At 66.4% G+C, this 24,983-nt stretch carries 22 protein-coding genes, 2 tRNA genes and 2 riboswitches; of the genes, 13 read left to right on the top strand and 11 right to left on the bottom strand.

Annotated features, from left to right (window positions below; genetic code table 11):
• Positions 1–139: 139 nt before the first annotated feature.
• Together ABF648_RS08725 and ygeW are read right to left on the bottom strand one after the other, a co-directional pair.
• Positions 140–1,354: a YgeY family selenium metabolism-linked hydrolase gene (locus ABF648_RS08725; RefSeq protein ID WP_415631900.1), complete on the bottom strand. Its 1,215-nt coding sequence runs from the start codon at positions 1,352–1,354 to the stop codon at positions 140–142.
• Between the two features lie 136 nt (positions 1,355–1,490).
• On the bottom strand, positions 1,491–2,681 hold the full coding sequence (ygeW, locus tag ABF648_RS08720; protein ID WP_415631899.1) for a knotted carbamoyltransferase YgeW: 1,191 nt from the start codon (positions 2,679–2,681) through the stop codon (positions 1,491–1,493).
• A gap of 163 nt (positions 2,682–2,844) precedes the next feature.
• Here ygeW and ABF648_RS08715 point away from each other — a divergent pair, with 163 nt between their 5' ends.
• Together ABF648_RS08715 and ABF648_RS08710 are read left to right on the top strand one after the other, a co-directional pair.
• Positions 2,845–3,594, top strand: coding sequence for a hypothetical protein (locus tag ABF648_RS08715; protein ID WP_415631898.1), 750 nt, complete (start codon positions 2,845–2,847; stop codon positions 3,592–3,594).
• Positions 3,595–3,610: 16 nt separating this feature from the next.
• Complete coding sequence (locus ABF648_RS08710) at positions 3,611–4,285, top strand: nucleotidyltransferase family protein (RefSeq protein ID WP_415631897.1); 675 nt, start codon at positions 3,611–3,613, stop codon at positions 4,283–4,285.
• Between the two features lie 155 nt (positions 4,286–4,440).
• On the opposite strand, the gene uraH is transcribed toward ABF648_RS08710, so the two are convergent.
• Together uraH and ABF648_RS08700 are read right to left on the bottom strand one after the other, a co-directional pair.
• Positions 4,441–5,286, bottom strand: a complete 846-nt coding sequence (gene uraH, locus ABF648_RS08705; RefSeq protein ID WP_415631896.1) for a hydroxyisourate hydrolase — start codon at positions 5,284–5,286, stop codon at positions 4,441–4,443.
• 128 nt (positions 5,287–5,414) lie between these two features.
• Positions 5,415–6,731, bottom strand: a complete 1,317-nt coding sequence (locus tag ABF648_RS08700) for an AAA family ATPase (RefSeq protein ID WP_415631895.1) — start codon at positions 6,729–6,731, stop codon at positions 5,415–5,417.
• Between ABF648_RS08700 and ABF648_RS08695 the strand changes: the two genes are divergently transcribed.
• The 3 genes from ABF648_RS08695 to ABF648_RS08685 all read left to right on the top strand — a co-directional run bounded on the left by ABF648_RS08695 (position 6,732) and on the right by ABF648_RS08685 (position 9,028).
• Positions 6,732–6,881: a hypothetical protein gene (locus tag ABF648_RS08695; RefSeq protein ID WP_415631894.1), complete on the top strand. Its 150-nt coding sequence runs from the start codon at positions 6,732–6,734 to the stop codon at positions 6,879–6,881.
• Between the two features lie 75 nt (positions 6,882–6,956).
• Positions 6,957–8,258 (top strand): MurT ligase domain-containing protein, encoded by a 1,302-nt coding sequence (locus ABF648_RS08690; RefSeq protein WP_415631893.1) that lies wholly within the window; start codon positions 6,957–6,959, stop codon positions 8,256–8,258.
• Complete coding sequence (locus tag ABF648_RS08685) at positions 8,252–9,028, top strand: type 1 glutamine amidotransferase (protein ID WP_415631892.1); 777 nt, start codon at positions 8,252–8,254, stop codon at positions 9,026–9,028. Before ABF648_RS08690 ends, ABF648_RS08685 begins: the two co-directional genes overlap by 7 nt.
• A 134-nt stretch (positions 9,029–9,162) precedes the next feature.
• Here ABF648_RS08685 and ABF648_RS08680 read toward each other — a convergent pair.
• From ABF648_RS08680 to ABF648_RS08670, 3 genes are all read right to left on the bottom strand, one after another.
• Positions 9,163–9,235: transfer RNA gene (locus ABF648_RS08680), tRNA-Lys, on the bottom strand.
• A 55-nt stretch (positions 9,236–9,290) separates the two neighbouring features.
• Entirely contained in the window at positions 9,291–9,587 is a 297-nt protein-coding gene (locus ABF648_RS08675; RefSeq protein ID WP_415631903.1) for a GroES family chaperonin, read from the bottom strand.
• A 100-nt stretch (positions 9,588–9,687) separates the two neighbouring features.
• Positions 9,688–10,011: a hypothetical protein gene (locus tag ABF648_RS08670; RefSeq protein ID WP_415631891.1), complete on the bottom strand. Its 324-nt coding sequence runs from the start codon at positions 10,009–10,011 to the stop codon at positions 9,688–9,690.
• A 192-nt stretch (positions 10,012–10,203) separates the two neighbouring features.
• On the opposite strand from ABF648_RS08670, the gene bcp reads away from it, so the two are divergent.
• From bcp to ABF648_RS08645, 5 genes are all read left to right on the top strand, one after another.
• Positions 10,204–10,707 (top strand): thioredoxin-dependent thiol peroxidase, encoded by a 504-nt coding sequence (gene bcp, locus ABF648_RS08665; RefSeq protein WP_415631890.1) that lies wholly within the window; start codon positions 10,204–10,206, stop codon positions 10,705–10,707.
• Positions 10,708–10,793: 86 nt separating this feature from the next.
• Positions 10,794–10,875 (top strand) — tRNA-Leu (locus ABF648_RS08660).
• Between the two features lie 193 nt (positions 10,876–11,068).
• On the top strand, positions 11,069–11,836 hold the full coding sequence (locus tag ABF648_RS08655; protein WP_415631889.1) for a cobalt-precorrin-6A reductase: 768 nt from the start codon (positions 11,069–11,071) through the stop codon (positions 11,834–11,836).
• On the top strand, positions 11,833–12,450 hold the full coding sequence (gene cbiT, locus ABF648_RS08650) for a precorrin-6Y C5,15-methyltransferase (decarboxylating) subunit CbiT (protein ID WP_415631888.1): 618 nt from the start codon (positions 11,833–11,835) through the stop codon (positions 12,448–12,450). Before ABF648_RS08655 ends, cbiT begins: the two co-directional genes overlap by 4 nt.
• A 10-nt stretch (positions 12,451–12,460) precedes the next feature.
• Positions 12,461–13,111, top strand: a complete 651-nt coding sequence (locus ABF648_RS08645) for a precorrin-8X methylmutase (RefSeq protein ID WP_415631887.1) — start codon at positions 12,461–12,463, stop codon at positions 13,109–13,111.
• A 123-nt stretch (positions 13,112–13,234) separates the two neighbouring features.
• Here the strand turns inward: ABF648_RS08645 and ABF648_RS08640 are convergent, their stop codons facing one another.
• The 4 genes from ABF648_RS08640 to cobI are packed head-to-tail and all read right to left on the bottom strand — an operon-like array spanning position 13,235 to position 18,651.
• Positions 13,235–14,485, bottom strand: coding sequence for a CbiX/SirB N-terminal domain-containing protein (locus ABF648_RS08640; protein WP_415631886.1), 1,251 nt, complete (start codon positions 14,483–14,485; stop codon positions 13,235–13,237).
• The gene (cobJ, locus tag ABF648_RS08635; RefSeq protein ID WP_415631885.1) at positions 14,478–16,928 is read right to left on the bottom strand and encodes a precorrin-3B C(17)-methyltransferase; all 2,451 of its coding nucleotides are present in this window, start codon (positions 16,926–16,928) and stop codon (positions 14,478–14,480) included. Before cobJ ends, ABF648_RS08640 begins: the two co-directional genes overlap by 8 nt.
• Positions 16,925–17,875, bottom strand: a complete 951-nt coding sequence (cobM, locus tag ABF648_RS08630; RefSeq protein WP_415631902.1) for a precorrin-4 C(11)-methyltransferase — start codon at positions 17,873–17,875, stop codon at positions 16,925–16,927. Before cobM ends, cobJ begins: the two co-directional genes overlap by 4 nt.
• 26 nt (positions 17,876–17,901) lie before the next feature.
• On the bottom strand, positions 17,902–18,651 hold the full coding sequence (cobI, locus tag ABF648_RS08625) for a precorrin-2 C(20)-methyltransferase (protein ID WP_415631901.1): 750 nt from the start codon (positions 18,649–18,651) through the stop codon (positions 17,902–17,904).
• Between the two features lie 95 nt (positions 18,652–18,746).
• Positions 18,747–18,830, bottom strand: a riboswitch (cobalamin riboswitch).
• Between the two features lie 117 nt (positions 18,831–18,947).
• A riboswitch (cobalamin riboswitch) is annotated at positions 18,948–19,156 on the top strand.
• A 327-nt stretch (positions 19,157–19,483) separates the two neighbouring features.
• Here cobI and mutA point away from each other — a divergent pair.
• The 3 genes from mutA to meaB are packed head-to-tail and all read left to right on the top strand — an operon-like array spanning position 19,484 to position 24,631.
• Entirely contained in the window at positions 19,484–21,400 is a 1,917-nt protein-coding gene (mutA, locus tag ABF648_RS08620; RefSeq protein ID WP_415631884.1) for a methylmalonyl-CoA mutase small subunit, read from the top strand.
• A complete protein-coding gene (gene scpA, locus ABF648_RS08615; protein ID WP_415631883.1) occupies positions 21,397–23,607 on the top strand; it encodes a methylmalonyl-CoA mutase in 2,211 nt (736 codons plus the stop codon). The genes mutA and scpA overlap by 4 nt, the downstream gene beginning before the upstream one ends.
• Positions 23,600–24,631 carry a methylmalonyl Co-A mutase-associated GTPase MeaB gene (gene meaB / locus ABF648_RS08610; protein WP_415631882.1) on the top strand — a complete coding sequence of 344 codons (1,032 nt, stop codon included), beginning with the start codon at positions 23,600–23,602 and terminating at the stop codon, positions 24,629–24,631. Before scpA ends, meaB begins: the two co-directional genes overlap by 8 nt.
• The last annotated feature ends 352 nt before the right edge of the window (positions 24,632–24,983 follow it).

Raw genomic sequence — 24,983 nt, 5'->3', positions numbered from 1 at the left:
CCCGCGGCGCGCCGCCCCCCCCCCCCGCCCCCCGCGCCCCCCCCCCCCCCCCCCCCCCGGGGGGGCGGCCCCCCCCCCCCCCCCCCCCGCCGCCCGCCGCCCCCCCCCCCCCCCCCCCCCCGACAATGGCAGTCAACGGTCAGTGCTGAAGGTTCTGGCAGTAGATGCTGGGCAGCACCGAGTAGAGCGCTGCGCACTGCACCAGATCGTCCTTCCATTGGATCTCGTTCGGGGAGTGAGCCTGCTCCTCCATGCCGGGGCCGAAACCGACGCCGGGAATGCCGTGCCGGCCGGCGGTGGCCACCAGATTGGTCGAGAAGGTCCACTTGTCGACCTTGGGCTCGCCGAACAGCTTGCGGTGGGCCTCGATGGTGGCCTGCACGTGCGGGTCGGATTCATCGTTGACCCAGGTCGGGAAGAAGCACTCCTGGCCGTACTCGACGCCCGTCCAGGCCTTCGACTTGTAGTCGTACATGCTCACCGTGGCGCCGAACTTCTTGACGCTCGGCAGCGCCTCGATCTCGGCGATGGCGCCCTGCCAGGTCTCGCCAGCGGTGAGACGGCGATCCAGCGAGATCCAGCAGCCGTCGGCCACCGCGCAACGCGAGGGGCTGGACGAGAAGATCTCGGAGGTCGTGACAGTGCCCTTGCCCAGGAAGGGGTCGACGTGCAGCTTGGCGTTGAGGTCGCGTACGTCGAGCAGGATCTCGGCCATCTTGTAGATGGCATTCTCGCCGCGCTCAGGGGCAGAGCCGTGGCAGCTGATGCCGGACACCTCCACCTTGATCTCCATGCGACCGCGATGACCGCGGTAGACCGCATGGTCGGTGGACTCGGTGCTCACGATGAATTCGGGCTTGATGCCCTCCTCCTCGATGAGGTACAGCCAGCACAGGCCGTCGCAATCCTCTTCCTGCACGGTGCCGGACACCATGTAGGTGTACTGGTCGTTGAGCAGGCCGAGGTCCTTGGCGATCTTGCCGCCGTAGACGGCCGACACGACGCCGCCGAGCTGATCGGAACTGCCGCGGCCGCCGATGTGAACATCGTCCTCGTAGCCCTCGAAGGGGTCGAAGGTCCAGTTGTCAGGATTGCCGACGCCGACGGTGTCGATGTGTCCGTCGAAGCAGATGAGGTGGGGGCCGTTGCCCAGGTAGCCGAGGGCGCTTCCCAAGCCGTCGATCTCGGTGCGGTCGTAGCCGAGCTTGTTCATCTCGGCGATGATCAGCTTGGCCTTGGCCTCCTCCTGGCAGCTGGTGCCCTTGTTGAGGATCAGCGCCCGCAGGAATGCGGTCATGTCGGCGCGGTAACCCTCTGCTGCGGCCTTGACCTTGTCGTAGTCGATGTCTGTCATGTGTGACTCCTGACGTGATGGATGGGAGGCGGAAGAACGGTTCGCGATCAAACGACTTGCTGCGAACCTGAGTGGTTGTGTGCTCTGAACGGTGCTGGGTGGTGGACGAGCCCGAGCGCACCAGGTGCGTCGATGATCAGTGGGACCAGCGCGGGGTGTCCCGCTTCCACAGCTCTTCGAGCTTGGCGATGGGGTGGGGCTGCTTCATCAAGAAGATCATCGCGGCGATGGCATAGGGCTTGTTGCTGGCCTGGCGGTAGAGCTGGGTGCGGTAGCGGTCGAAGACCGAATTGGCCACCTCTCCGTGCTCGCAGCTCAGGCCACTGATGTCGGCAGGCAGTGGGTGCAGGTAAAGAGCCTTGCCATCCCTGGTGGTGGCCATCAGCTCCTCGGTGGTCTCCCAATCCATGTGCTCAGCATTCTGGGCCAGCAGGCGCTGCTCCAGGTCGTCGATGCCCTGGGTGTCGCCCCGGGCGTACAGCTCGGTACGAGTCTCCATGGCGGCGTAGGGAGCCCAGCTCTTCGGGCAGACGACGTCGGCGTCCACGAAGGCGTCCTGCATCGAGTTGGTGACGGTGAAGCTGCCACCGGAAGCCTCGGCATTCTTGGCGGCGATGTCCTGCACATCGCCCATCACCTCGTAGCCCTCGGGATGGGCGAGCACGACGTCCATGCCGAAGCGTGTCATCAGACCGATCATGCCCTGCGGCACCGACAAGGGCTTGCCATAGCTGGGCGAGTAGGCCCAGGTCATGGCCAGCTTCTTGCCACGCAGGTTCTCCAGGCCGCCCGACTCGTGGATCACGTGCAGCAGGTCGGCCATGGCCTGCGTCGGGTGGTCGATGTCGGACTGCAGGCTGATCAGATTGGGGCGCTGCTCCAGTACCCCGGCCTGGAAACCCTCGTCCACGAAGCGGGCGTAGTCCTGCATGTAGGTATGGCCCTTGCCGATGTACATGTCATCGCGGATGCCGATGACATCGGCCATGAAGCTGATCATGTTCGCTGTCTCGCGCACCGTCTCACCATGCGCGACCTGCGACTTGCCCTCGTCGAGGTCCTGCACCGCCAGGCCGAGGAAATTGCAGGCGGACGCGAAGCTGAAGCGGGTTCGGGTGGAGTTGTCGCGGAACAGTGACACACCGAGACCGGAGTCGAAGATGCGGCAGCTCTTGTTGTTCTCGCGCAGCGCCCGCAGAGCGTCCGCCACGGCGAGAACTGCCTTGAGCTCAGCCTCGGTCTTGTCCCAGGTGGCCAGGAAATCATCCTGGTGGAGACCTGCGAAATCGAGGCCTTGCAGTTTTGCGATCTGCTCACGAAAATCCACAGCAATTGCTCCTCGGTCATGGTGGGCGGCGACACATCAGGAGACCTGATGCCAGCACCACCAGCCTGCTTTTACATTGCAGACAGTATCACTGACTATGCCTAAAGTCTAAGGTCGTTCAGATAATGCCCTTCAAAATCTGCCCAGACTCTATGATGTCTGCATGCCGAGTGACCGCCATCCCCAATCCCGCGAGGACGCCGCAGCGATACTCGCCAGCGCACCGTCGATCCTGTCCAAGGTGGCGGCGTTCGTGCAGTTCGAGGGCGATGGCGCCGACATCGACTGGGCCAAGGTCGCGGAACTTTCAAGGAAATCCCTGTTCAGCAGCGAACAACGCGCCTTCCTGGGCATCTGCGCCGACATCGCAGGCATCAACCCCGGGGGCGCAGACCAGGAGGGGACCTTCGGTGCTCGATGGGAGGCCCTGGACTCACAGCACCAGTCGATGATCGCGAGCGTGCTGACGGCGAGCGCGCAGACCAAGAATGCAAATGAACGGGCCCAATGGGCACGGCTGGGTTTCAGCCGCGATGGTGAGGTGGCTGAGGACGCTCGTGGACGCAATGTTGTACGAGTTCGTCTGAATGCCGACCACCCGGCCGTCACCAATGACGCGCTGGGCCGCGAGCGGGTGGGCTTCCGCGAGGGCGCCGGCAGCCGCGAGCTGTGGCTGCGCGGGCGCGGCGTGTGGCGCATGCAGGCCGACCGAGTGATGGCCAGTCGCTATCTGCTCATCGCGCATGCGGGCATCGTCCGGATGGTCGGCACGATCGACGGCATCAGCATCCATGGCGACCGGCTGGCCATCGTCGGCACCCCCTTGCCTGGACATCCGCTGATCGGCAAGCCGGATCCCCTCGACAACGCATCCCAGAATCCAGTGGCCTACGGCACCCTCGACCTCGGCTGAGATTCGGTTGAGTGAGATGGCGTCCCGCCGTGCAGACGACCACACCGCGGGCGGCAGCTCCACGACACATGTCCTCGGTGTCGTGCTCGCCGCCGGTGCGGGGCGACGGATGGGCGGGCCCAAGGCTCTCGTCGGACCGCTTGCCAGTGGCACCAGTCTCTCGGGGAGGGAGGGCAGCACACACCCCTGTGAGCACATCAGCGGGGTGAGTCCCCTGGAAAGGGTCTGCGGCTGGGTGCACCAAGCAGGTGTCGACACCGTGCTGGGCGTGATCGGCAGCCACGCAGATCAGGTGCGCGCGGTCGTGCTGGCGCGGCCATGGCTGGTACTCGTCGAAGCAACTGCCTGGGCCGAAGGGATGGGGGCATCTCTGAGGGCGGGTCTGCAGGCGGCATCAGAATGCGGGGCGGACGCGGTACTCGTCACGCTCGTCGATCTGCCCGATGTCCGCACCCCGGTCTACCGCCGATTCCTGACCGAGACGCGCCTGCAGACGAACACCCTGGCCAGAGCGAGCTTTCATGGCACGCCAGGACACCCGGTGCTGATCGGGCGGAAGTGGTGGCCGCTGGTCACCGACAGTGCTCAAGGCGACCAGGGCGCGCGAGCAGTGTTCGCGAATCACCCGCATGTGCTGGTGGAGTGCGGAGATCTTGCCACCGGCCGCGATGTCGACACCCCACAGGGTTGATCACGCCCCCTCCACCCGATGTGCCGCAGCGGCGCGACACCGAACCCGCTGATTCGGCACCCCGGGGTTCATCGGTGCCGCCGGATCTGCGGCCTCAATCCGCTGCCACTGCTCCCGCACAGCCCCGGCTTCGGATCCATCGACGCCGCACTGCTCTAGCTGCCCTGGTAGGTGGAATACGCGAAGGGGCTCAGCAGCAGCGGAATGTGATAGTGCGGCCTGCTGTCATTGATCCGGAAATCGATGCTGACCTCCGGGTAGAGCGTGGGGGCACCGAAGGATGCGAAATAGTCCCCAGTCGCGAACACGAGCCGGTACTGTCCCGGCGCAAGATCAGCAGCCACTTCTGCCACCCGGCCGTCGGCGTCGGTCGTGCCGAGCGCGATCTCGGCGCCGTGCTGGTCATCGAGCCTCACTGCGACACCCTGCGCGGGAATGCCGCGCACGGCGTCGAGCACATGGGTCGACAGACCGGCCATGGATTTCGCCTCCGTCTTCACCGGGGTCACGAGCCGCTCCTCGAGCTCGAAGACCCTCAGCATCGTGATGGCCGCCAATTCCCGGGAGATCTCGGCGCGCTCCGCGTCCTCGTCATTGCCAAGACGCCGGTCCCCCTCGGCGAGAATCTCCTCGGCGCTGCGGCCGGCAGCCCGGATCAGAAAGACATGCCCGAACTTCTCCTCGTACCGTCGATTCATCTCGACGATACGGCGGTGCAACAGGTCATCCGGATCTGAATTCGCAGCCTGTTCGTGTCGGGAGAATTCAGCGGCAAGCCCCGCATTTTCGGGGATTTCCCCGATCCTGGGATGCGAGGCAAGGGCTGTCTCGATCTCGCTCCAGGTCAGCGGAAAGGCGCACACCGCGGCAGCAGCGAGCGACTCGGCCTGGTCGAACGGCCAGGAAGCCATGACCTCGTCGACCCAGCGCCGCACCGCCAAGGCCGCCAACAATGCCGCCCGGAGCTTGTCCTCGTTGTCGAGGACAGGTTCTCCCACCATGTCTGATCACCTCCGGAAACTGATCACGGACAGAACACCCGTGCCCGCGCCGTACAACACTGCGCGGAACCGACTTTGTCAACCTGTCGGGCGCGCTCGGAGCGGCGGCCTGGCAGGCTGTACAGGGGTCAGAGCCCGCGAGCGACGGCTGCACCGGCAGCGAGCCAGGCCCGCTTCGTCCGGGGGTCGAGTGCGTCGTAGCGCAGCACGCCACCGACCATGGCCTGGTCGAAGGGGATCGTCACGACCTCACGGGACAGTTCATCGAAGCCGTCCACGACGCGCCTGATGTCATGCGAGGTGGCCCTGGAATCGGCCTGCGTGACAATGGTCACTGCATCCTTGGCGAGACCTGCGGAGTGGGCATCGCGCCCGGCCAGCGCCTCCAGCAGCAGGGCGCCCGCCTCGGCATGGTCATCGCGAGTACTCGTGACCACGACGATCTCGTCGGCAAGGTCGATCATCCGGCGCCACATCGGATCGGACTCGTCATTGCCGGAATCGATGAAGACCATCCGGTAGTACTTCGTCGCGACGGTGTGAATGGCATCCACATCCATCGGCCCGACGCGCTGCTCCTGAGCAAGCGCCATCGGCTTGGAGCGCAGCACATCGAAACGATCGCGTACCTGGTGATGAACGAAATGCTCCAGGTCGGCGGACTGGGCCTCCCTGCTCAGCAGACCACCGATCTCAGGCAGAAGATCGAGCAGGGTGGCATCGTGATCGCCCTGTTCGGTACGCCAGCCGAGCGTGCCACGGGTCTGGTTGTTGTCCCAGGCGAGCACCCCGGAACCACCGAAACGTGCAAACACGGCCGACAGCAGGACTGTGGTGGGAGTCTTGCCCGCACCGCCCTTGCCGTTGACGATCGCGATCGTGCGCGGCCCGTTCCAGTGCTGGCTGACGGTCAGGATGTCCTCGCGTTCAGAGCGCTCATCGGCACCCGGCGCCAGGTGCATGCCCAGATGCCGATTCATGGTGCCTCGCCAGCCCCACACTGCGGGTAGCTCAACATCCTCCTCGACCAGGAAGGAACGGCGCGCTGAGGTGGGCGGCGTTGCTTCCTCGTCGGTGTCGTCCTCGTCGGTGTCGCCGGTGTTCGTCAATGCGCGGACGCGGCGCGGCTGGTCCTCTTCGGGAACGGGCGCTAGCTCCATGTCGTGATCACTTCCGTCAATCCGATAGTGCTTCTGGCCCAGCGGGCTCACCACCAGCAGATGGTACTGCGTGGCGTCCCGGCGAGCCGCAGCGCTGGCCTCCTGGATGGCCATCCGAACAGCAGCGTCAATCCCAGCAGCCGCCATCTCCGACCGATGGCCGTTCATGGTCATCGTGAGATTCGCCTGGCGATCGATCAGGGCGAGCTGGACGATCTCCGTCGATCCGAGCACTCCCATCGAATTCAGGTCGGTTCCCGCAGGCCCCTGCCTCGTCTCACTCACGTGATCTCCTCCGGAATTGCCACATCGCAGCGGCACCGCGCCCTGCCGTTCAAGACTGTCACGCCTGCCACCCGACGCATCGTCGTGTTCACCAACGCCGGGTTCATCGATGCAGCGGTGAGCATCTGGCAACCAACACCACCCTCGTGATGACCAGGGCCGGTTTTCAGCTGCACCGAATTGGCACGGCAGGATCGCTGCCGGGTTCCTGCCACAATGGGGCCCATGGCCGCGATTCCCGCCGCGCACACCCAGCGCGGACGTCCCATCAGTCCCGCTCTGCCCCGTCAGGTATGGCGATCAGCAGCAATCGGGGCCGGAAATCTCGCGGCATGGGCCTCTCGCAGGACAGGACGCGGCAGCGGTGCATCCATCCGCGGGCAGGTGATCACCAAGCTGTATCCCGATGCATTCACCGAACTCGTGGCCGGACGGCGAATCGCCGCGATCTCGGGCACCAACGGCAAGACGACGACCACCCATCTGCTGACAGCTGCGCTGCGCGCCTGGGTGGATGACCCCACCGACGTCGTCACCAACGCCGACGGTGCCAATCTGCGCGAAGGCATCGCCTCAGCGCTGTCCCAGCAGGTGCACGCACCCATCGCGATCCTGGAGACCGACGAGCAGATCGTGCCCGCCATGGTGAGGGCCGGGCATCCCGAGGTGCTCGTGATGCTCAACTTCAGCCGCGACCAGCTCGATCGTCACCACGAGATCAAGTCACTGGGCAAGAAGTGGCGCGATGCCCTCGCCGAAGCCGGTGGAAAAGGTCCCGTCGTGGTGGCCAACATCCACGATCCGCTGGTCACCTGGGCCGCTGAGGCTGCTCAGCACACGATCTGGGTGGACATGGGCATCGGCTGGACGCAAGATGCGGCACTGTGCCCCAACTGCGGCACCGTGCTGCGCTATGGCGGTGACAACGGCTGGTCCTGCCCGGGCTGCATGATGGCACAGCATCCGGCTGATTTCTCCGTGAGCGGCGACCAGGTCACCGGCCCCCATGGTGAGCAGTGGCTGCTCGATCTGGCCGTTCCCGGGCGATTCAACCGCGGCAATGCCACCTGCGCGCTGGCCGCGGCGATTGTGATGGGCGTCGACCCGGCCGTCGCGGTGCAGGCGATGTCCACCGTGAGGGCCCCTGCCGGACGCTTCTCCACCGGGCACTTCGGTGAGACCACGGCACGGCTGCTGCTGGCGAAGAATCCCGCCGGCTGGGCCGAATCGCTGCTGGTGATGCAGTCCGACCCGGTGGTCCTGGCCATTGACTCAGCCATCGCGGACGGCACCGATGTGAGCTGGCTGTGGGATGTGGAGTACGAGCAGCTGGCCGGGCGCCACGTGGTGTGCACCGGGCCCCGCGCCCAGGACCTGGCTGTGCGGCTGTCCTATGCCGGCGTGGAGCACTCGATCGTGCCCTCGCTCACCGAGGCCATGCATGCGCACTACGACCATCCGGTCGATGTGCTGGCCACCTACACGGCCTTCCTCCACCTCTGCAGAATGGGCGGCGTGACATGGTGAACTCCCCAGTCAAGATCGTGGTGGTCTACCAGAGCCTGCTGGGCATCTACGGCGACCGTGGCAATGCCATGGTGCTCACAAAGCGGCTGAGCCTGCGCGGCATCGATGCCGAGATGGTCATGGTGGAGCCCGGAGAGCCGGTCCCCACCGATGGCGCGGTCTACCTGCTCGGTGGCGGTGAGGACCTCGCCCAGGTGGCCGCGGTGAACGCAATGCGCGCCGACGGGGGCATCTTCCATGCCCTCGACATGGGCGCCGTGCTCTTCGCGGTGTGCGCCGGATACCAGATCGTCGGAAATTCCTTCACGGTCGGCGACAAGGACGAGACCATCGAGGGCCTCGGCCTGGTGGACGCGACAACCACCAGGGGCACGGTGCGCGCGGTCGGTGAGATCCTCACCCACTGGACCTCCCCTGACGGCGTCGATGTGCTGCTGTCCGGTTTCGAGAATCACGGCGGCTACACCACCCTGGGACCCTCGGCGAGACCTCTGGCCCACGTCGAGCTCGGTATTGGCAACTGCGGGGACGGCACCGAGGGTGCCGTGCAGGGCCATGTGGTCGGCTCCTACCCGCACGGCCCGAATCTGGCGCGCAATCCCCAGTTCGCGGACTGGCTGCTGGAAACCGCTCTGGATCGTCGTCTCGGCCCCCTGCCCGACGAGCAGCTCAACCAGGAATTGGCGACGCTGCGCGAGCAACGCATCGCGGTGGTCCGGCACTCGAAGAATCTCGCGGAAGACACCCGCTGGCTGGGTGCGCGGCCCTGACCGCAGGCCTCACGACATGATGAACCACGACATCTAGAAAGGGGTCCCGATCATCCGGGACCCCACTGTCATGGCTCCTCACCGGGGAAACGGAAAACCCCCACCCGGATGGTCCGGATGGGGGTCGGGTGCAGTGCGCCGCCAGGGACTCGAACCCTGAACCCGCTGATTAAGAGTCAGCTGCTCTGCCAGTTGAGCTAGCAGCGCGTGCGTCAAAAAACTATAGCCCTACCGCCCAGCACCGCCAAATCGGCGGACTGCCTCACAGGTAGAGCCCGGCGCCGCCACCGTCGAGGTGCTCGTCAGCCACGGCGTGCAGGTCGCGCTCGCGCAGCAGGATGAAGGTCTTGCCCCGCACCTCGACCTCCGAGCGATCTGACGGGTCGAACAAGACCCTCTCCCCCACGCTCACCGAGCGCACACTCGGCCCGACGGCAACGACATGCGCCCAGGCCAGCTGATGGGCGATCTGCACCGTCGACGGGATGAGAATCCCGCCTTCGCTGCGACGTTCACCCGAGTCATCGTCCATCGAGACGAGGACACGCTCGTGAAGCATGCGGATCGGCAGGTCGCGCGACTGCGACGCGGTGCCGTCGGATGCAGTGCGGCCGAAGCCAGCACCGCGAGATGCGGAGCCGTGAGACCCTTCGGCTTGTTCAGCCACCGAAGACCTTGCGTGCGAACAGACGGCCCATTCCGCGAAGCGATGCGGTGAGCACGACAACACCGGTCACAGCCAGTGCCCCAGTACCGATCCGGTCCCAGCGAGGGCCACTCTCGTCGTAGACAATGCCCACGATCGACGACTTGATCTCCTGAGCCTTCTCCTTGGCCTCCGTCTTGACGGTCGTCACAGCCTTGCGCTTCAGGGCGGTCGGATGAACCTCGGCGACCAAGCCCTCGATGTTCTGGTTGAGACGCATCCTGTTGGACGCAAGGTCTGCGCGAAGCCGGTTGATGTCTGAGTCCTGCTTGGCCACGGAATCCTCCACTCGCTGAGGGTCATCACCGGCGGAAGCCCGCACTCCGATGACTTCTGATCGGTGGGATCAGCCTATTCCTCCCGCACCACCGGGAGCTCTACGGGTAACAGCGCATCGTGCCGCCTGGTGAATCACGTCACCCTGAGGAACAGCGGCTGCCTTGTCGGTACCATGACCTACGCTGTGAGCATGACTCAGCTGTCCGCGGGGAATGTTGCCCCGCAATTCGCGTTGCCGGATGCCAATGGCAGGATCGCCGGGCTGGCCGATCACCCGTCGCAGACGGTCATTGTCTACTTCTACCCGGCCGCGATGACGCCCGGTTGCACCATCCAGGCCATCGACTTCTCTGCCTCGCTGGACGACTTCGCGAAGGCCGGCATCGCCATCATGGGAATCTCGCCCGACCCCGTCGAGAAGCTGCAGAAGTTCACCGAGAAGAAGGGCCTACGCGTCACCCTGCTGGCAGACCCCGGGCACACCGCCATCGACGCCTATGGGGTGTGGGGCACCAAGAAGCTGTACGGGAAGGAGATCGAGGGGCTCATCCGCTCCACCTTCATCGTGGACGTCGACGCCGAGGGAAGGGGCGTCGTGCGTGAAGCCCAGTACAACGTGCGTGCCGCAGGTCACGTCGACCGGCTGCGCAGGCAGCTCGGCATCCCCGACCCGGTGGCGAGCCGAACCCGTTAGCCGGTGCCAGTTCAAGAACACCTCATGTGGGCAGCGATTTCGCGACCCTCACCTGAAAGCGCGGGATCGCTACACTGATCGCGCCCGCCGGAGTGGTGGAATTGGCAGACACGCAGGATTTAGGTTCCTGTGCCGCAAGGCATGAGGGTTCGAGTCCCTTCTCCGGTACGGACGAATGAGCCGAGAGCAGCGAGTGACGCAGTCGATGGCTCGAGTGGTTGCAGCCGGACCACCGGGCAAGACCGACGAAGGCCATCAGTGAGCCTTCGACATCTGCAACCAAGATGCCCGCCATGCCGACGCATGCACCATGCCTGTCATGACGTTGAAGGGGGCAGCCCGAGCGGGTTGACTGGCCGGCATGGACGTGCTCATCCTCGGTGGCTCCTCGCTGGCCAGAGAATTGGCCACTCAGCTGCACGATGAGGGCCTGGACGTCACCACCTCGCTGGCTGGGCGAACTCTCTCTCCGCGTCCGCTTCCCGGCACCGTGCGGGATGGCGGCTTCGGTGGCGCCGACGGTCTGGCGCAATGGCTGAGTGAGGAACGGCCGCGCTGCGTGGTCAATGCCGTACACAGCTTCGCCGCTGCGATGTCTGATCACGCCGTACGCGCCTGCCGAGCCAGCGACATCCCTTTGGCGAGGCTCGAAAGACCCAGCTGGCACGATCTCTCCGAATCAGCGCACTGGAACTGGGTGACCAGCCATGATGCCGCCGCCGCAGCTCTGGCAGACATCTCCGGCCCCCTGCTGCTCACCGTCGGGCGCCAGGCCACAGCGCACTACCTCTCGCTCGGCGCACGCGACGTGACTCATCGGGTCATCGACCCACCCGCGCAGGCCCTCCCCACGGGATGGCACCTCATCACCGCCCGGGGGCCCTACACACTCGAGGGCGAACGCGAACTCATGGATGCCCCGGGGCACCGCATCGCCGCACTGGTCACCAAGGATTCAGGTGGCAGCGAACCTGATCCGAAACTCGTGGTCGCAGAGGAGATCGGTGCCGTGGTCGTGATCGTGGAACGCCCGCCGGAACCCTCGGAGGTCCCCCAGCTGCGGAGCGTCGGGCAGGCTGCCGATTGGGTCCATGCTGCTCTCGGGCGGCCGATAGGCTGGAAATCGTGACTTGTGATCCCAGCGCACGCCTTCTGGGCACAACGCCCGGTCTTGACGAACAGCACTATGCGCATGACGGCCTGATCACCAAGCATGCGGTGCGGGCGGTGGTTCTGGCTGCGCTGAGGCCCTTGCCAGGGCAGCTGTTGTGGGATCTGGGCACCGGCGCCGGATCAGTGGCCGTGGAATGGTGCAGGACCGACCCCAGCTGCCGCGCTGTCGGTGTGGAGCAGAAGCCGGAGCGAGCCGAGCGAGCGCGCCTCAATGCGCGCAATCTCACGCTTCCCGGCCAGGTGGAAGTGCGCCTGGCAGATTCCCAGGAGGCATTGGCAGGGCTCCCCGCGCCTGATGCGGTCTTCATCGGCGGAGGTGTGGACGAACCCCTGGTCGGCGACATCATTGATGCGCTCCCCGAGAACGGGCGCCTGGTGGCCACAGCGGTCACCTTGGAAGCAGAGCTGATTCTGGGCGGCTGCCATCTGCACCACGGTGGCGAACTCAGCAGAATCAGCGTCGAGAATGCTGACCGGATCGGGCCACTGCACGGCTGGCAGCCGGCTCGTACCATCACTGTGTGGTCGTGGACGAAGACCAGCCGCAGTCTGCCAGCAGACTCGCAATGACAGGAGTGCGATGAGTGATTATCTGAACAATGGGTCCGACATCTACCGCGAGTCCTTCCGGATCATCCGGGACGAGGCCGATCTCGAGCGCTTCCCCGAGGACGTCGAGCGTGTCGTGGTGCGGATGATCCATGCCTCCGCCGACCCCTCGATCGCGTCCGACATCGCCTTCACACCCGGCATCGTCACCGCTTGTCACAAGGCACTCGCCGAGGGGGCACCGATCCTGTGCGACTCCTCGATGACCGCCACAGGAATCATCCGTTCCCGGCTGCCCCGGGACAACGTGATCGTCTGCCACATCAAGGAACCGGCGCTCGCCACGCTGGCAGCGGCCAAGAATGTCACCAAGGCCAGCGCAGCCGTCGACCTGTGGGCCGAGCAGGACAATCTCGACGGCGCGATCGTCGCCATCGGCAATGCCCCCACCGCGCTGCTCCGGCTGCTCGAGGTGGCGCACGAGACGGGTCAGCGGCCGGCAGGAATCATCGGAATTCCGGTCGGCTTCGTCGGTGCGGCGGAGAGCAAGCAGGCGCTCGTGGACGACGATCTGGGCCTGGACTATCTCACCCTGCTCGGGCGCCGCGGCGGCTCCGCCATCACCGTGGCCGCCGTCAATGCCATCGCATCCCGAGCCGAAACCAGCAACGACAACCGGTAATGCTTCCGGGCCGCACTGATTCTCCAGGCCCGGACCGGCTGTCCCCTGCCTGGGACAGCAGCACTCCCCTGCTTCCACATGGTGCAGGCATTGATGTGGCGAGCATTGACTTCCGGGTGGGACTCAGCCCTGGAGGGCGTGGAGCAGCTCGTCACGCACCCGGATGCTGCGCCGCGGATCCCTGTCACCCACCACGGCAACGGTGAGGCCACCGGCCTGTTCGGTCGCGGGCGTGTAGGCGGAGCCTTCGGTCGCCTTGTCGCTGCGCACGCAGAAGACATGCCTGGCCTCGGCGGCCTCGGCGATCTGCTCGTTGACCTGCGGATCGTTCGCGGCGGCAAGCACGAACCATGCCCCGTCGACGTCCTCGGGCTTCGCGGCCCGCTGCTGCCAGTCCACCGCGCCCCGGCGTGCCATGCGGGCCACCGCGATACCGGCGCTGGGGGCGATCACCCGCACCCGAGCACCCGCGTCCAGCAGTCGTGGAATGCGCCGCTCTGCAACATGGCCGGCGCCCACCACGATGACCCGACGGCCTGCGAGTCTCAGCCCCGACAGGTAGACCGGTGCGCCCTCCCCCGCCCCGACGCTGCCCAGCTGCTCGCGGTAGCGGTCCACCACTACTGCGGCGATCTCGTCGGTGGCACCCAGCACGTCGGCGATGCGCACCTCCACTCCGGGATGCGACTGGCACCAGGCGGTCACCTGCTCGCCCAGCCAGGTGTGCAGTCGGCCCCTGAACAGGAAGTTCGCTGCCACGATGATGCGTGTCGCACCACTCGCGGCGGCCATCGTGAGGCTCTCGGGCACGCTGGGCCGATTCACCTGGATGAAGGCCGGCAGCGCCTGCGCCAGGTCCATCTCCTCCCACACCTCCCGGCTGAGCCGGTAGTGGTTCGCATTGGCGTCGGTGACCAGCGCGCCGCGGCCCACCACGATGACGGAGGTGTCCTGGGCGCGCCAGGCGTCGCCGCCGGCCGGCGCCAGTGCCTCCGCGATGCGTCGCTCGAGCACTGCTCTCACTCTGGGGTCGGGCAGCAGCGGCCCGGCACAGGAAACCCGGTGGCCGTCGCGGCCCTCCTCGACAGCCCCGGGAATGTCGCGCTGAATGTGTCCGCCGGTGTTGAGCAGCAGCGGCACCACCACCGCCTCCGGAAGCTCGGGGTCGACCTGACCGACATGGCTCAGCGCCTCGCCCAGCGCGACGGCGATACCGGGTTCCACCAGCTCGACGAAGCCCAGACCCACGTGCACGCCCGGCAGCTGTGCAGCCACCAGGCCGACGAGCGCCCGGCACTGGACGACCCCGTCCGGATCACGGGTGCCATGGGCCCCGATGACCAGCGGTGTCAATCGATCCGTGGACTCAGGCATGGTCCGCCTCCTGCTCCTGCCCGTGCTCGGGCATCCAGTGGTAGTCGCGCGGGGTGACGAGCATCGGCTGCCCGTCTCCGCTCGTCACGAGCCTTGTTGTGGACGATCCCACGATGACAAGGGTGTTCATGCCCACCGATGCCGGATCGAAGTCGCCCAGTGTGGCAATTTGGACGCTCTGAGACGGTCTTTCGGCCTGTGTCACCGCGGCCACCGGCGTGAACGGATCGCGATATTCAGCGATGATCGCCAGTGCATCGGGCAGGTGATGACGGCGGGTGCGCGAGCGGGGGTTGTACAAGGTGATGACGAAATCGCCCTGGGCGGCCGCCCGCACCCGGCGCAGGATGACCTGCCAGTCGGTGTGCAGGTCCGACAGGCTGATGGTGGCGTGGTCATGGCCGAGCGGTGCGCCGAGGACGGCCGAGGCCGCGAGCTCTGCAGTGATGCCGGGCACGATCTCCACATCGATTCCGTCGGTACCCACCTCCAGGGTGGGGCTTGCCATGGCATAGATGGCCGGATCACCACCGCAGACGAAGGCGACGTCCTGACCACTTCGGGCGGCGTCGATCGCCGCCTGGATGCGCTCCTCCTCGGTGCCCATCCTGGTGGCGATCACCGACGCGTGGGGACTCACCAGATCGCGGATCTGGCGCACATAGGGGGTGTAGCCGACCACCACATTCGCGCGGCGGAGCCGCTGCTCGGCGCGCGGACTCAGCAGGTCGCGCGCACCCGGCCCCAGCCCCACCACGTGGAGCCGGCCACGCGCTGGAATCCGCCCGACGGCGCAGGTGGCGTCGGGAGTCTTCTGCTTCGTCACGACCAGCTCGGCGCCGGCGGCGAGCACACTGGCCTCGGCAACTGATCCGGTACCGACCTCCTGCTTCACGCGCCCGGAGACATTGGGTGCCTGCTGGGCGTCCAGCACCTCGGAGCTGAAGGTGCGGTAGGGCACCCCGAGTTGCTTGGCCAGCTCGATGATCCCAGGCTCCGCAGCCTTGACGTCCACACTCGTCAGCAAACCGACGGACCGAACGTTCAGGCCGGCTGCCAGAAGCGTCTGGCTCAGCAGCGCGTGCAGGGCGCCAACACCCGTGCCCTTGTTGCAGCCCATCCCCACCACCAGGCTCGGCGGGTGCAGCACGACGGCCGGCAGACCGCTGGTGTACGACTCCTTCTGCTGATCGGTCACCACGACGCGTGCCGTGGCCTGATCGGCATTTTCGGACAGATTGCCCGGCAGCGGCGGCATGGGCCAGGGATGATCACGCTCAAGACTCACCGGCAAACCGTCGATGAGCGCGCCGGTGACCGCCGCAACATCGCCCTCGTATGCCCAGCCGAGCTGGTCCAGCGCGGGGATGCCCAGCGAATCCGTGGCAGTGGACAGCACCGGAGTGCCGCCCAGCACTTCGGCGATCCTCTTCGCGAGCTGATTGGAGCCCCCGACATGCCCTCCGACAGCCGGGATCGCGAAACGTCCGGCCTCGTCGACGACGACCACCCCGGGATCGGTCCGCTTGTTGTCCAGCATCGGCGCGATGAGCCGGATCGTGGCCCCCAGCGCAAGATGGGAGACGATGACATCGCATTCCCGCCAGGCCACCACCAGGCCGCTCGCAGCCGGACCGTCGTAACGCTTCGTCGTGATACCGAGCCCGGCATCGATCTGGTCGGCGCACACCCGGGCACGTGCCGAGTTCACCACCTGACCGATGATGGGTTCACGGTCTGAACCGTCGGGAGCGATGTTTTCGCCGGGCACGGGATCTCCGGGCTCCGGAGTCCACGGGTCGCCTGCGACCTCGGGGACCTGCCCGATGGCCTCATCGCTCTCAGGCCGATCGGCGAGCACGAGCACGACATTCGGCTCTCTGACATCGCCCTCGGCCAGCGAGAGGGCCTCGATGGCAGACAGCACCCTGACTCGCTCACCGGTCTCGCCGAGCCGCTCGGCCAGCACGAACCAGCGGTCTGTATCGGCCAACGGCCCTGCCATCTGCCGGATTCCACGGCCGGGTGCGGTGAGCACAGCAACCTTGGGATGACTACGGCAGATCCGCACCGCCGTTTCGATGCCGCGGGAATGTCCGTTGACCACCTGGGCGTCGTCCCAGGGCAGCGAGACGGCCGCGAAGGCCGCCTGCACCGAGCTGACACCAGGCACCACCTCGCAGCTCAGCCCGGCGCGCCGCAGGGTGCGCACGATGCCGAAGTACAGCGGATCACCGCTCGCCACCACGACCGCCCGCTGGCCCGGATCCATGTTCCGCAGCGCATTGATAGCGGGCTGCAGGGGGCCGAGCACGATGCGGCGATCCTCCGCCACATCCAGAGCGTCCAGGGCACGGCGCCCGGCGATGACCATGTCGGCCTCGCGGCAGTCGGCGCGCAGCTGCTCGCTGGGCGTCCCGAGGTATCCGTGGACACGGATCATGCATGCCCCTTCCCATGTTGGGTGCCGTTGACACTTGTTTCCTGCGCCCGGAGTTCTTGCTGGGCGGTCGGGTCCGCTCCGCGGTATTCGTGGCGGAAGCCCGGGTGGTAGAGGTGAGAGCGGGTGGAGATCGGCCCGGCGCCCACCGAGGGCCCGACGAGCACGATGGTGTGCTTCCACAGCTTGTGCGCCCGCATGGTTTCCGACATCTGCGACAAGCGGCAGCGCAGCACCAGCTCATCGGGCCAGCTCACCGCGTAGCCGACCACACAAGGAGTGTCGGGCGGATAGCCGCCGTCCAGCAGCGCCTCCTGGAGGGCGCGATTGCGCGCGGCAGACAGATATATGGCCATCGTGGCGCCGTGCGCGGCGAAGGAGGCGATGGTCTCCCCTGGCGGCATGGGCGTGCGGCCGCCCTCGAGCCGGGTGATGGTCAACGATTGGCTGACCTCGGGAACGGTGAGCTCGACTCCCACTCGCGCCGCCGCGGCGAAGACGGCCGAGATGCCCGGCACCGTCTCCACTGCCAGCCCGAGGTCGTGACACAGATCGCGCTGCTCGGCGATCGCCCCGTACAGCGCGGGGTCCCCGGTGTGCACCCGGGCAACGAGCAGACCCTCGTCACGGGCCCGGGTGTAGGCCGGGATGAGCCCCTCGAGCGGCACCGATGCGGAGTCGATGACCTCGGCCCCCGGCCGGTGATCCGCGATCACCTCGGGGCTGACCAGGCTGGACGCCCAGATGATGATGTCGGCTCGGGCGATGATGCGTGCCCCGCGAAGGCTGATGAGGTCTGCAGCACCGGGCCCGGCGCCCACGAAGACGACACGGCCCTGCCCCTCCCTCACGTGCGTGGGAGGCACGATCTCACCTGGCCCCAGCTCTTCTGGATCGATTTGTGGAGCAATCTGGCCGTCCCGCCCGGCAGGGCCGGTCTCCCCCGGCATGCCGAGATCCTGGGCCTCATCATCACTCACAGCTGGCCCCCGATCTCCTCGCGCGAGGGAGCAGACAGAACGGCAGAGAAATAGGGCAACTTCTGCTCGGCCTCCATCTCGTCCAGTGAGGCCAGCTGCTGCTCGGGAAGCGACACATCGGTGCCAATCACGGCATCGCGGCCACGCTCCCGCAGAGCGGCGAGCACACCGGGCAGGGTACGTCCGCCCTTGTAGATGGTCACCGAATCGGCGACGTCGAGCACATCTGCCAGCTTCTCCAGCCCAACGGTGGCCGGCACGAGCGCGAGGATCTCCTTGCCCTCGGCCAGCGGCCAGCCGCTCTCGGCGGCCAGGGCCTGCATGGCGGTGATGCCCGGCACCAGCTCGCATGAAACGTCTGCCACTTCCGCAGTGACGCCGGCGCGCAGATAGCTGAAGGTGGAGTACACCGCCGGGTCACCGATCGTCGCGAAGGCCACGGTCTGTGCTCCGGCACCGAATGCCTCCACCGATGCCTGCACGCTGGCGCGCCAACTCTCGGTGCGCTTCGGGCCCACCCCGCGACGCTCTGACATGCAGAAGGGAATCCGCTGCACTCGCGCGGCACCGTCGGTGCACACCTCGGCAACGATCCGCTCGGCTCGCCCCGGGCCATCCCCGGAGCGCTCAGTGGCCGGGACGAGGATCACATCGGCACTGTTGAGCAGCCTGACCGCCTTGACGGTGAGCAGTTCCGGATCTCCGGGGCCAACGCCCACTCCCACCAGGCGTCGCCGTCCAGCCATCGTCGGGTCATCCCCAGAAACAGGGTCCTCAACAGCACGGCGGTCTGTCATGTGGCCTCCTCAGGTGCCTCGCCCAATGTTGCCGTGCGCCGGCCGAGTGTCTGGCTCGCCGGCACTGCCGGCTCACAGTGGCGGGACCGCGCCGGCCTCCCAGCAGGCTGGTCACCGGACTTCCTCGTCGCCTTCGCAGTTCTCAGTGTCCCACAGGCCCGCAATGACCAGCGAGTCTCGCGTCAGGGCACCATTGCGCACCGCGCTCCGAGGGGCCTCCCGAAAGTCTGACTGAGAAGGCCCCGTGTATCCTGAGAACCGTTGGTACGGCCATCGTCAATGGCCGTCGAGAGAGGGAATTCGGTGTGATTCCGGAGCTGTCCCGCAGCGGTGAATGGGAACGACATCACTTTTCGGCACTGGGCCTTTTGCCTGGGAAGCCGTGGTGGAGGAACACGGGAATGATCCCGCCTGCCCATGAGTCCGAAGACCTGCCAACTTCGGCAACGCGAGTTGCCGTGAACCACCCCGCGGAGGGTCGTCAACTTCCGAGGCGGTTGCAGATGCCGAGGAGCGCGATGAAGAAGTCGGCCGGCAGGCCAGGCGAACCGTCAGGTGGGCACCCCTGCGTGTCCGCCGTACGGCGCAACCAGTACCTGCAGCGGGCGCCGTTGGTTGCTTGCGGGTTGGAATCCGCAGTGAACGGAACCGCGCGAGGCCTGGCAGGGTCCCGGGACATCGAAGTGCCGATGCCGCCCGATTCACGCCATGGCCGGCGACCAGATCCCGGTGCCGCAGCGAGTCGTCGCGGCACCATGACCCTTTCAGGAGCAGGAGTCGCATGAGCAAGACTGAAGCCGAGGGTGCTGTCGCCACGGACGTGGCCACCGACACCCCGTCGCACCTCAGTCTCGCCGGGGATTTCCCCCCGGCGACTGAGGAACAGTGGGAGAAAGAGGTGGAGAAGGTCCTCAACCGGGGCCGTCCGCCGGAGAGGCAGCTCAACTTCGAGCAGTGCCTCAAGCGCCTCACCAAGACCACTGTCGACGGAATCCAGATTCGCCCGATGTACCGCCGCCAGGATGCGCCGGAGCACCTGGGATATCCCGGCGTCGCCCCGTTCACACGCAGCACCACGATCAAGTCCGGTGACATGGACGCCTGGGATGTGCGTGCGCTGCACGAAGATCCCGATGCCGAGTTCACCCGCAAGGCGGTGCTCACCGACCTCGAGCGTGGCGTCACCTCCATCTGGCTGCGCGTCGGCCAGGATGCGGTGAAGCCCGAAGACGTCGCAGGTGCACTGTCCGAGGTCCTGCTGGACATGGCCAAGGTCGAGGTGTCCAGCCGCGACGACCAGGAGGCCGCAGCCGAAGCACTGCTCAGCGTCTACGAGAAGTCCGGCAAGCCCACCGATCACCTGCAGCTGAACCTGGGACTCGATCCGATCGGTTTCGCGGCTCTGCAGGGCACCACCCCAGACCTGTCGAAGCTGTCCGGCTGGGTCACGCGCCTCAAGGGCTACAGCTCCTCGCGCGCCATCATGGTGGACGGCACGATCTACCACAACGCCGGTGCCGGTGATGTGGCAGAACTCGCCTGGGAGCTGGCAACCGGCGTCGAGTACGTTCGCGCGCTCATCGATCAGGGCATCTCCGCCGACGAGGCCTTCGACACGATCAACTTCCGTGTCACCGCCACCCACGACCAGTTCCTCACCATCGCCCGGCTGCGTGCGCTGCGCACCTGTTGGGATCGCATCGGTGAGATCTTCGGGGTGAGCGAGGCCAAGCGCGGTGCACGTCAGGTGGCCGTCACGAGCTGGCGCGAGCTGACCCGCGAAGACCCCTATGTGAACATCCTGCGTGGCACCATTTCCACCTTCGCCGCCGCCATCGGCGGTGCCGAGGCCATCACGACGCTGCCCTTCTGCTCTGCGCTGGGCCTGCCGACCAATGACTTCGCCCGTCGCATCGCCCGCAACACCGGCATCATCCTCAGCGAGGAGGTGAACATCGGCCGCGTCAATGATGCTGCTGGTGGCTCCTTCTACGTCGAGTCGCTCACCAAGAGCCTCGCCGACGCCGCCTGGGCCGAGTTCCAGACGGTCGAGTCGCTGGGCGGCATGGCTGCGGCACTGGCCGGTGGCCATGTCGTCGACACGCTGAAGACCTGCAACGACGAGCGGGCCAAGCGGCTGGCAACCCGCAAGCAGCCGATCACGGCTGTCAGCGAGTTCCCGCTGATCGGTTCGCGTTCGGTCGAGGTCAAGCCGCTTCCTGAAGCCCCCGCCCGTGGTGGCCTGGAATGGCACCGCGACTCGGAGGTCTTCGAGGCCCTCGTCGACCGTTCCCGTTCCGCAGCCGAGCTGCCGAAGGTCTTCCTGGCCTGCCTCGGCACCCGTCGTGACTTCGGCGCCCGCGAAGGCTTCTCCGCCCCGGTCTGGCACGTCGCCAGCATGGAGACCCCGGAGTGCGAAGGCGGCACCACCGAGGAAGTCGTGGCGGCGTTCAAGGAGTCCGGCGCGCAGGTCGCAGACCTGTGCTCCTCGGCCAAGGTCTACGCGACCCAGGGCCTGGAAGTCGCCAAGGCGCTCAAGGAGGCCGGCGCCAAGGCCGTCTTCCTGTCCGGTGCCTACAAGGAAATGGGCGATGGTGCAGCTGAGGCCGAAGAGGTCTTCACCGACCGCGTGTATATGGGCATGGACGTCGTGAGCGTCCTGTCCTCCGTGTTGGATTTGATTGGAGTTGCGAAGTGAGCACTCTGCCCCGTTTTGATTCGATTGATCTGGGCGACGCCCCGATCCCCGAGGACGCTGCGGCCACCTATGCCGCGCTGGCCGCCAAGGCCACCACGGATGAGCAGTGGACCACACCCGAGCTGATCCCTGTGGACACCCTCTACACCGAGGATGTCTACTCGGACATGGACTGGCTGGACACCTTCGCCGGTATCCCCCCGTTCACGCACGGGCCCTACGCCACGATGTACGCCTTCCGGCCCTGGACGATTCGGCAGTACGCCGGGTTCTCGACCGCCAAGGAGTCCAACGCCTTCTACCGGCGCAACCTGGCTGCCGGTCAGAAGGGCCTGTCGGTCGCCTTCGACCTGCCGACCCACCGCGGCTATGACTCGGACAACCCCCGCGTCTCCGGTGACGTCGGGATGGCCGGTGTGGCCGTCGACTCCATCTACGACATGCGCGAACTGTTCGCGGGCATTCCGCTGGACCGGATGAGCGTGTCGATGACCATGAACGGTGCTGTGCTGCCGATCCTCGCGCTGTACGTCGTGACAGCCGAGGAACAGGGTTGCAAGCCCGAACAGCTCGCGGGGACGATCCAGAACGACATCCTCAAGGAGTTCATGGTTCGTAACACCTACATCTACCCGCCGCAGCCGAGCATGAAGATCATCTCGGACATCTTCGCCTACACCAGCGCGAACATGCCGAAGTGGAATTCGATCTCGATCTCCGGGTACCACATGCAGGAGGCCGGAGCCACAGCCGACATCGAGATGGCCTACACGCTGGCCGACGGAGTCGACTACATCCGCGCCGGCGAGTCGGTGGGCCTGAAGGTCGACCAGTTCGCGCCGCGGCTGTCCTTCTTCTGGGCCATCGGCACGAACTTCTTCATGGAGGTCGCCAAGATGCGCGCGGCCCGCATGCTGTGGGCCAAGCTCGTCAAGTCGTTCGGTGCGAAGAACCCCAAGTCGATGAGCCTGCGGACGCATTCGCAGACCTCCGGCTGGTCGCTCACCGCCCAGGACGTGTACAACAACGTGATCCGTACCTGCGCGGAGGCCATGGCCGCCACCCAGGGCCTCACGCAGTCGCTGCACACGAACTCGTTGGACGAGGCGATCGCACTGCCGACCGACTTCTCCGCACGGATCGCCCGCAACACCCAGCTGTTCCTGCAGCAGGAGTCGGGCACCACCAGGGTCATCGATCCCTGGAGCGGTTCGGCCTATCTCGAGAAGCTCACCCTTGACCTGGCCCGCAAGGCCTGGGAGCACATCCAGGAGGTCGAGAAGGCCGGCGGCATGGCCAAGGCCATCGAGGCCGGCATCCCGAAGATGCGCATCGAGGAAGCTGCAGCCCGTACCCAGGCTCGCATCGACTCCGGCCGTCAGCCGGTGATCGGCGTGAACAAGTACCGCCTCGACCACGAAGGCCCGCTCGAGGTGCGCAAGGTCGACAACACCCAGGTGCTCAACGAGCAGAAGGCCAAGCTCGTCAAGCTCCGTGCCGAGCGCGACGAGGACGCCTGCCAGGCCGCCCTGAAGAAGCTCACCTGGGCCGCTGCGAATCCCGATCCCACCGATCCGGACCGCAACTTGCTGAAGGTGTGCATCGACGCCGGACGCGCAATGGCGGCCGTCGGCGAGATGAGCGATGCCATGGAGAAGGTCTATGGCCGCTACACCGCCCAGATCCGCACCATCAGTGGTGTCTACGCCAAGGAAGTGAGGTCCTCGCCCACCGTGGACGAAGCTCGCAAGCTCGTTGAGCAGTTCGTGCAGGAGGAAGGGCGTCGTCCCCGGATCCTGCTGGCCAAGATGGGCCAGGACGGTCACGACCGTGGTCAGAAGGTCATCGCCACGGCCTTTGCCGATCTCGGCTTCGACGTCGACGTGGGCCCGCTGTTCCAGACCCCGGAGGAGACGGCACGTCAGGCCGTCGAGGGTGACGTCCATGTGGTCGGCGTGTCGTCGCTGGCTGCCGGCCACCTCACGCTCGTCCCGGCGCTGCGCAAGGAGCTGGACAAGGCCGGTCGTTCCGACATCCTCATCGTGGTCGGCGGCGTGATTCCCGAGCAGGACTTCCAGGAGCTGCGCGACGACGGCGCCATGGACATCTACCCGCCCGGCACCGTCATCCCGGATGCGGCTGTGCGTCTGCTGAAGGAGCTGCTCGTCCACGAGAAGGCAGCTCAGGCGGGCGCCGCGAATGCCTAGACGCGTTGACGTCCCCACGCTGGTTGACCAGGTCCTGGCCAACCAGCGGGCCGGCATCGCACGTGCTGTCACCCTCGTGGAGTCTTCGTTACCCGCTGACCGGCCGCTGGCCCGCCAGCTGCTCGCGGCGTTGCTTCCGCACTCCGGAAAGGCCGTGCGTGTGGGCCTGACCGGAGTTCCGGGTGCCGGGAAATCGACCTTCATCGACGCGATGGGCTGTCGGCTGATCGCCCAGGGCCACAAGGTGGCTGTGCTCGCTGTTGACCCCTCGAGTTCGCGGACAGGCGGTTCGATCCTGGGTGATCGCACCCGGATGGGCAAGCTCGCCGAGAGCGACAACGCCTACATCCGTCCCTCACCGTCCGGCGGCCACCTCGGTGGCGTCGCGCGAGCCACGAGGGAAGCGATGATCATCATGGAGGCCGCGGGCTACGACATCGTCCTCGTCGAGACGGTTGGTGTCGGCCAGTCCGAGGTTGCGGTGTCAGGCATGGTGGACACCTTCCTGCTGCTGTCGTTGACCCGGGCTGGTGACCAGTTGCAGGGCATCAAGCGCGGCATCCTGGAGTTGGCGGATGTCATCGCCGTGAACAAGGCTGACGGCGACAATGCCGGCGAGGCGCGGGTCACTGCTCGCGACCTCTCCATCGCGATGAAGCTCATCAATGATGAGTCGACCGGGCGCCGCACACCGGTGCTCACCTGCTCCGCGCTGACGAAGACAGGCCTTGACGAGGTCTGGCAGGCCGTGCTGGACCACCGCGAATGGGTGGACAAGACCTTCGGCCTCGAAAAGCGTCGCGCCGACCAGCAGGTCGATTGGATGTGGTCGCAGATCGAGGGTTCGGTCATCGACTCGTTGCGTTCGACACCGGAGCTGCTGAAACTGGGGAACCAGCTGGAGGCGGACGTCGAGTCCTCCTCGGTCAGCGCGCTGGAGGCCTCCTCGGAGTTCCTGGCCGCCTATGCCAGGGCGGTGCCGGGCTTCGCCTGGGCACCGGATCTGAGTTCTACCAGACAGTAATTCGCTGTACTGCTGACGGGCGCCGGCCATTCGTGAACAATGAGTGACCGACGCCCGTTGCTGTATCTGGCACCAATTGTCTGAAATCCCCTCTCACCATTGACCGGCATTCAGCGATGCCACTTCTGGCGCCGGGAGTGACCAGACACGTTGGGTCAATGTCAAGGGCGCGCCCCGCGGGGCATGCCACCCGGTATCATCGTGCGGCATCGCCGATTCGAGTTCATCGACATTTCCCGGTCAGAAGAACGCCGGGGGGGGGGGCCGGGGCGCATACGACCCGCCGCCGGGCGCAGAGGGCAAGGGAGGCGGGGGGGGGGGGGGGGGGGGTGGGGGGGGGGAGGGTATGGGG

The organism is Propionibacterium sp., assembly GCF_047719395.1.
Classification (GTDB): Bacteria; Actinomycetota; Actinomycetes; order Propionibacteriales; family Propionibacteriaceae; genus Propionibacterium.
The sequence above is the reverse complement of the archived record's forward strand: the minus strand, read 5'-3'. Positions and strand labels throughout refer to the sequence as shown.